Source organism: Aquabacterium sp. (assembly GCF_050725395.1).
Taxonomy (GTDB): Bacteria; Pseudomonadota; Gammaproteobacteria; order Burkholderiales; family Burkholderiaceae_C; genus Aquabacterium.
On the sequence record NZ_JBOHHL010000073.1, the window covers coordinates 1 to 7121 of the forward strand.

Genomic DNA, 7121 nt, shown 5'->3' on the forward strand with positions numbered 1-7121 from the left:
TCGTGGCGTTCTCGGCCACGCTGTTCGCCGCCGCGTTGGCATCACTCACGGCGCCCACGTCGAACTCGTCAACGTCGGCCAAGTTGATCGTCATGGCCTGATTGCTGCTGGATCCATCGGCGCTGGTCGCCACCACCGTGATCGCATGCGAGGTGGCAGCTTCGTAATTCAACAAGCTGCCATTGGCCACCGTGACCACGCCTGTGCTCGCGTTGATGGCAAAGCGCCCGCCGGCGTTGTCGCTCAGTGAATAAGTGATCGTGTTGGTCGTGCCATCGGCATCGGTCGCGTTCGCCGTGATGCCCACCACCGTGCCATTCGTGGCGTTCTCGGCCACGCTGTTGGCCGCCGCGTTGGTGTCGCTCACGGCGCCCACGTCGAACTCGTCAACGTCCGTGACCGTGATGGCCAGCGCCTGGGTGTCGGCATTGACGCCATCACTCACCCGGACGATGACATCGTAGACATTGTTCGCGCCCGTGTCCGTGGGGTTCTCATGGTTCGGCGCCACCAGAAACGTGAGCACGCCAGTGGACGCATTGATCGAGAACTTGGCCGAGTCGCTGCCGCCTGAGATGCTGTAGGTGAACGTGCTGCCCGCATCGGCATCGGTGGCCACGACGGTGGCCACCGCCGTGCTGTTCTCGGCCACATTGATGCTGGCGGAACTGCCGCCCCCATTGCTGGTGATGACGGGTGGGTTGTCGTTGAGGTCGGTGACGGTGATCGCCAAGGACTGGGTGTCGGTCAAGTACCCATCACTGACCATGACGACCACGTCGTAGACATTGTTGGCACCGCTGTCGCCAGGCGCTTCGAAATTCGGCGCACCGATGAAGCTGAGCACCCCGGTACTGCTGTTGATGGCGAACAGCGCCGCGTCCGCGCCCCCGCTGATGCTGTAAACCAGGGTCTGATCTACCGCATCGGTGGCGACCACCGTGGTCACGGCGGTGCTGTTCTCGGCCACGTTGACGGAGGCGGAGCTTCCTCCGCCGTTGCTGGTGATCACAGGCGCCGCATTGCTGACGTAGCGCTGGGAGAACACCCCCAGGTTGTCGCCGGTGCCATTGCCGCTCCACACCACAGCGATGTAGCCCCCATTCCAGCTCACGCTTGGAATGCTTTGGCTACCGCTTTGCGTGGTGTTGACCAGCCGCTCCCCACCGATCTCGGCGCCAGTTTGCGAGAACACACGCAAGGCAATGGCGTTGGCCAAACCGTCCTGCAGGCCGCTCTGGAAAACGGCCACAAAGTCACCGTTGTCGGACATCGACACCGAAGAATTGCGCTGCTCGTCCAACTCAAAACTGTTGAGCTGGATCTCGCCAGACAAGGCCGTGCCACTGCTGTTGTAAGTGCGGGCAAAAGTGCCATAGCCAGCGGCATCGGCCGCACTGGCATCCCAGGAAATGACAAAGCTGCCCGAGCCATTCATGGACACATCGGTCAGGATCTGTTCGCCTGCGGTGTTGACATTGACCCTGAATTCAGATCCTTGCGCCACGCCACTGGCGTTGTAGCGCTGCGCATAGACACCGTAACCTGCGCCATCCTGGGCGTAGCTCGACCAGGCAATGACGAAATTGCCGTTGTCATCCATGCCGATCTTGCTGCCCGTCTGGATGTTGCTGGTGGTGGTGTTGACGCGGAACTCACTGCCCTGGGCCACGCCGCTGGCGTTGTAGCGCTGGGCGTAGATGCCTTCGACCGAGCCATCCTGGCCATTGCTCGTCCAGGTGATGACAAAGCCCACGGCGCTCATGGCGATGGCGGGGTACTCCTGGTCGGAGGTCGTGTAGGTGTTGACGCGAAACTCGCTGCCCTGGGCCACGCCGCTGGCGTTGTAGCGCTGGGCGTAAATGCCATAGCCAGCGCCGTCCTGCAGCTGACTGTGCCAGGCGATGACGAAGTTGCCGTTGTCGTCCATCGCGACCGTGGGTTGGTCTTTGTTGCGAGCGGCCGTCGTGTCGGTGTTGACCCGGAACTCCGCGGTCAGGGCGGTGCCATTGGCATCGTACAAACGGCCATAGACAAAGTCCGTGATCGTGTCTTCCCACACCACCACATAGTTGCCGTTGGCCGCTGTGGCGACCTGCTTGCCCGCATTGCTGTTCGTCTGCTGGGTATTGCTCGTCGTGGTGTTGGCGCGGGTCTCGGTGCCCACGCTGGTCACCACGGCCGGCAGGGCCGTGGTGTAGCGGCGCGAAAAGATGCCCAGGTTGTCACCGCTGCCATTGCCGCTCCAGGTCACGATGACCTGCTGGCCGCCCCAGGCCACGCTGGGCATTTGCTGGTCGCCTGAGCGGGTGGTGTTGACGATGGTTTCCGGCGCGATCTCGACACCGGCCAGGCTGAACTGTCGGATGGCGATGCCGTAGCTGTAACCGTCGGCCGTGAGCGACTCCCAGGCCGCGACGAAGCTGCCATCGTCGCCCATCACCACCGACGCGTTCCACTGCGTGCTGTAGGTGTAGTTGCTGAGCACGAACTCGCTGGTCTGGGCGACCCCGCTGCTGTTGTAGGTCCGCGCGAAGACACCGTAACCAGAGCCATCGACCGCCGACGAATCGTGCCAGGCAATGACGAAGTTGCCAGAGGCGTTCATGGACACATCCGACAGAATCTGCTCGCCCGTGGTCGAGACATTGACCCGGAACTCGGCCCCCTGCGCCACGCCACTGGCGTTGTAGCGCTGGGCATAGACGCCGTAGCCCGAGCCGTCCTGAGCGTAGCTCGACCACGCAATGACGAAGTTGCCACTGCTGTCCATGCCGATCTGACTGTCCTTCTGGATATTGGCCGTGGTGGTGTTGACCCTGAACTCCGAGCCCTGGGCCACGCCGCTGGCGTTGTAGCGCTGGGCGTAGACGCCTTCCGCACTGCCGTCCTGCCCCAAGCTGGTCCAGGTGATGACGAAGCCCAGGGTGTTCATGGCGATGGCCGGGGAGCTCTGGTCGGAAGCCGTGGTCGTGTTGACGCGGAACTCGCTGCCTTGGGCCACACCGCTGGCGTTGTAGCGCTGGGCATAGATGCCATAGCCCGCGCCGTCCTGCGTCACGCTGCGCCAAGCCACCACGAAGTTGCCGTTGGCATCCATCGCCACGGTGGGCTGGTCCTTGGTCGTGGCGGTGTTCGTGTTGATCCGGAATTCACTGGCCTTGGGGGTACCGTCCGCGTTGTACATGCGCCCATAGACGTGGGTGGTGGTCGCGTCCTCCCACACGACCACGTAGTTGCCGTTGGCGTCGGCCGCCACCTGCTTGCCGGAGTCGGCATTGTTTTCCTGGGTGCCGGTGGTGGTGCCATTGACCAAGGTTTCGGCAGTGGTGCTGGCGGTGATGCTGAGCAGGTGCTGCCAGCTCGCCTGGCCCGGCGCTGCCATGGCCACGCTGGTCTCGATGCGGCCGTCCTGGTATTCGAGTGTCCAGTCGCCTCCCAGCAAGGCCGACCCGGTGGCATCGGTGCTGGCGGCCACGTCGGCCCCCGTCAGCAAGGCCAGGTTGTCGACCAGAGCCCGGCCCGCGCTGCTGCTGGCGAGGTCGCAGCCATAGAGCAGCAGGTCGGCGTCTGCGGACAAGGCCCCACCCCAGGACGCCAGGTCGCCCATGTGCAGGTTCAGCCCCGCACCGTCCAAGCGGTCATTGCCCAGCTGCATGCCCTCACCATCGCCGTGGCCGATGAGGTGCAGGGCGTCGATGCCTTGCCGGCCTTTCAGGACCTCGGTGATCTGCGAGACGCCATCGCTTTGGGCATCGAGCCAGTGGATCTCCAGCGTGCGGCCTGCATCGTTCTGGCCCTGGAGCAAGGCGACCAGTTGCTCGGCATCGGGCACGCTGGCGTCGACGAACACGAGTTCCAACCGCACGGATGAGGTTTCCGCGGCGTTCACGCCCTGGGTGTTGCCCAGCGCTTGGTCGACCTTGGCCGACGGGGCCGGCAGCACGGCGACTTGCGCAACCGGCTCGTCCTGGCGCGTGGCCACCCCGAGGTCGGGCACGATGGCCTGCAGGTCCGCGCTGTAAAGGATGCGCGACTCCAGTTCTTCCAGCTGCCCGTCGAATTTCCGCGGAGGAAGGACTGCGCCTGACACGGGCTTGCGCGTCATGGCATGCAGTCTTTCAGGCAGGATTCACACACGTCGAGGCAGTCTTCAAGGTCGCAGGGATCAGGAGCGCTTTTCCTGGCCCCCCATCATGGATTCAAGCTGGACCGGGCAAGCCCCGCAAATGCGCCACAAATGCCGCTGAATGCCATCCTTCATGGAACCTTTCGCGACAATGGAATATCAGGCGTCAACGGTGAGTTCGCCCACCTCGGACCAGTCGATGCACTGCACCTGGTTGCGTCCGGCTTCCTTGGCCGCGTACAGGCCCTGGTCGGCCCGCTCGATCAACAGGTGCATGTTCTTGGCATTGCCCGAACCCAGCAGGGCCGCGCCGAAACTGGAGGTGACGCGCATGTTGGGCACGCCCTCGACACTGGGGCCCACTTCGCGCTCGATGCGGCCACGGATGCGGTCGGCCACCATCACGGCCTCGTCCAGGCTCAAGCCCTTGAGCAGCACGCAGAACTCCTCGCCACCGTAACGGCAGAGCAGGTCTTCTTCGCGCATGGAACTCTTCAGCACCTTGGAGACGGCCTGGATCACCACGTCGCCCACCGAGTGGCCATAGGTGTCGTTGACCGATTTGAAGCGGTCGATGTCGGTCATCAGGCAGACCAGGGGTTCGCCGGTGTCCAAAGCATGCTGGAGCATGGGTTCGGCCCGGGCGAAAAAGGCGCGGCGGTTGAAGCAGCCGGTCATGGGGTCGCAGTTGGCCAGCAGTTGAAGCTCGTCGTTCTGCTTCTGGATGTGGTCACGCGATGATTCGAGTTCGGTCAGGGCCGAGCGCAGCTTGGCGTTGGCCTGGTCCAGCGCGGTGACATCGTCGAGCGTCACCAGACAGCCACGGGCATTGCCGGCAGCATCGCGGATGGCGGCGCAATTGAGCAGGGCACGGCGGGTATCGCCACCATCGCGGCTCAGGTCGACCTCCACGCCCAGGATGGGCTCGGTGGTGAGCAGGGCCCGCTCCCAGGGCGGCAGGTCGGCTGTCTCGTGGACGCCGTTGACCAGCCATTCCAGTTGCTTGATGGAGCGGCCCATGAGCACATCGCCCGCCTGTGGGTGAAACCCCCGGAACGCCGAATTGGCCAGCAGGATCTGGCCTTGCAGGTCCAGCACCAACAGGCCTTCGGTGAGGGTGTCGAAGGCCACGCGCACGCGTTCCGGAATGGCCTTGGACGGGTCCAGGTGCTGCAGCACGCGCCGCAGGTACAGGTAGAAGGCCACGAAAGAGGCGGTGCTGATGGTGAAGATCAGCTGCACGGTGGGTTGCTTCAGCCAGCCCAGCAAGGTGTTGGGCCATGGCGAGCGGTAGCCAATTTCGAGCTGTCCCCACTTGGACGTGCCTGAGTTCAGCGGCACCACCACGCTGGTGATGGTGGACAAGCCCAGCGGTGGCGGCGACCAGCCATCGGCGTGCCCGCTCGTGGCCATCAACAGCTCACCGGTCTCGCGGCGGATGCCGATGGATTCGATTTCAGGGGATTGCTGCACGATTTCCTTGATCATGCCGGCCAATGGTTCCTGCAGGCGGACATCGTTCAGCAGCAGCTTGACTTGCACAGCCACGTTCACGGCCACCTGTTCCCGCACGTTCTGAGTCATGGCGCGCTGGTCAGGCAGCAGCTTGAGCACCAGGTCCAGCACCATCAGCAGGCCGATCAGCAAGGAGACGAGTCCAAAGCTGATGCGCGCCGTGGGGCTCATCGCCCAACGCCGCATCAAACCCCGGAATGAAAACCGCTCGCTCATCCTATGCCTTCCAATTCACGGTTCCGGTTCAGGCCGGCGCCGAACAAATGCGCCGCGCGGGCGTCCATGCCATCCGGGTCGTCGCCGTGCTCGTCGTCGCCGTCACCGTCCGGGCCATCGCCCAGGCCCATGACCGGCAGCGGATCGATCGAACGCCAGGCCGGCGTGCTGATCATCAGGCTGGCCAGCAACCCTGACATGCGGGCGGCCCACCAGACCGCGCCGATGGACAGCACGGCACCAGAGGTCTGCACCACCATCTTTTCGACCTTTACTTGGCGATCTTCAGTGGTATCCGTGAAGGCCAAGGTCGGCGGCCCATAGGCCGAGCCATTCACGCCAACCGCGGAGAAGCTCAAGTTGAGGTCCTGATTCGCCGACGGACCGGCCAGATTGACATGGGTGCCAAACAGGTTGCCGCCACCGCTCAAAGCCATGTTGAAGCTGCCCATGCCCAGGCCGAACGCAAAGCCCGTCGCCGGGGCGCCGAGACCATAGCTTGACGAGTAGGCACTGCCCCTGCCCGCCGCCCCCACCCCGTCCGGGCCGGCACCGGGTGCATCGCCAGCGTGGACAGGCGGCAGGGCCGGCTCTTCCGCGGTCGGAGAAGCGCCATGGCCGGACTCGTCGTGTGGGTCCTCGATCTCAACCACCGGGTCGTCCTTGGGGTCGACCGGCGGGACGGTGGGTGACGCCGGGGTCGTCGGGGCGGAGGGGCCAGAGTTCGAGCCGCCGGTGCCCGTGCCCGTGCCAGGATTGGCCGAACCGGGCAGGTCTGGTCCGGTCGGCACGCTCACGGTGATCGACATGCGGCGAGCCACGGCGTCGGTGTCCGAGCCAGACAGGGCCGTGCCGCCGTCATCCATCACCCGGAAGGTGAAGCTGGCTTGGCTGAACCCATTGCCCCCGGCCGGCGTGAACAGCAGCTTGCCGGCCGCGATGTCACTGGCCAGCACGGCATCGCCCGCATTGACTGCCACACCGGCCAGGCTCAAGGTGCCGACACCGTCCACGGCGACAATGCCCACCGACCAGAAGACATTGGCTGGTGCATCGAAATGGTCGCTGAAACCGAAGTCGGCCATGTTGAAGGTGTAGGTGCTGCCGGGGGTGATGGTCAACGCCTTGTCGGCACCCACCGGGGCGTCGTTGACCGCGGTCACGTCCACCGTCATGGTGCGGGGCGTGGTGTCCTGGTCGACACCGCCATGGGCCGTGCCGCCGTTGTCCTGCACCTGGAAGGTGAAGCTGGTGTAGCCAG

The 7121-nt window shown here is 64.5% G+C and carries 2 protein-coding genes and 1 pseudogene; all 3 read right to left on the bottom strand.

Features of this window, described 5'->3' with window-relative positions:
- Positions 1 to 4108: DUF4347 domain-containing protein (locus tag ACREB4_RS20970; protein ID WP_431590184.1), on the bottom strand; the 4108-nt coding region annotated here is incomplete at its 3' end.
- Between the two features lie 180 nt (positions 4109 to 4288).
- On the bottom strand, positions 4289 to 5860 hold the full coding sequence (locus ACREB4_RS20975) for a diguanylate cyclase (RefSeq protein ID WP_431590185.1): 1572 nt from the start codon (positions 5858 to 5860) through the stop codon (positions 4289 to 4291).
- Positions 5857 to 7121: pseudogene (locus ACREB4_RS20980) on the bottom strand (hypothetical protein); the annotation flags it as partial. The pseudogene ACREB4_RS20980 and the gene ACREB4_RS20975, both read right to left, overlap by 4 nt.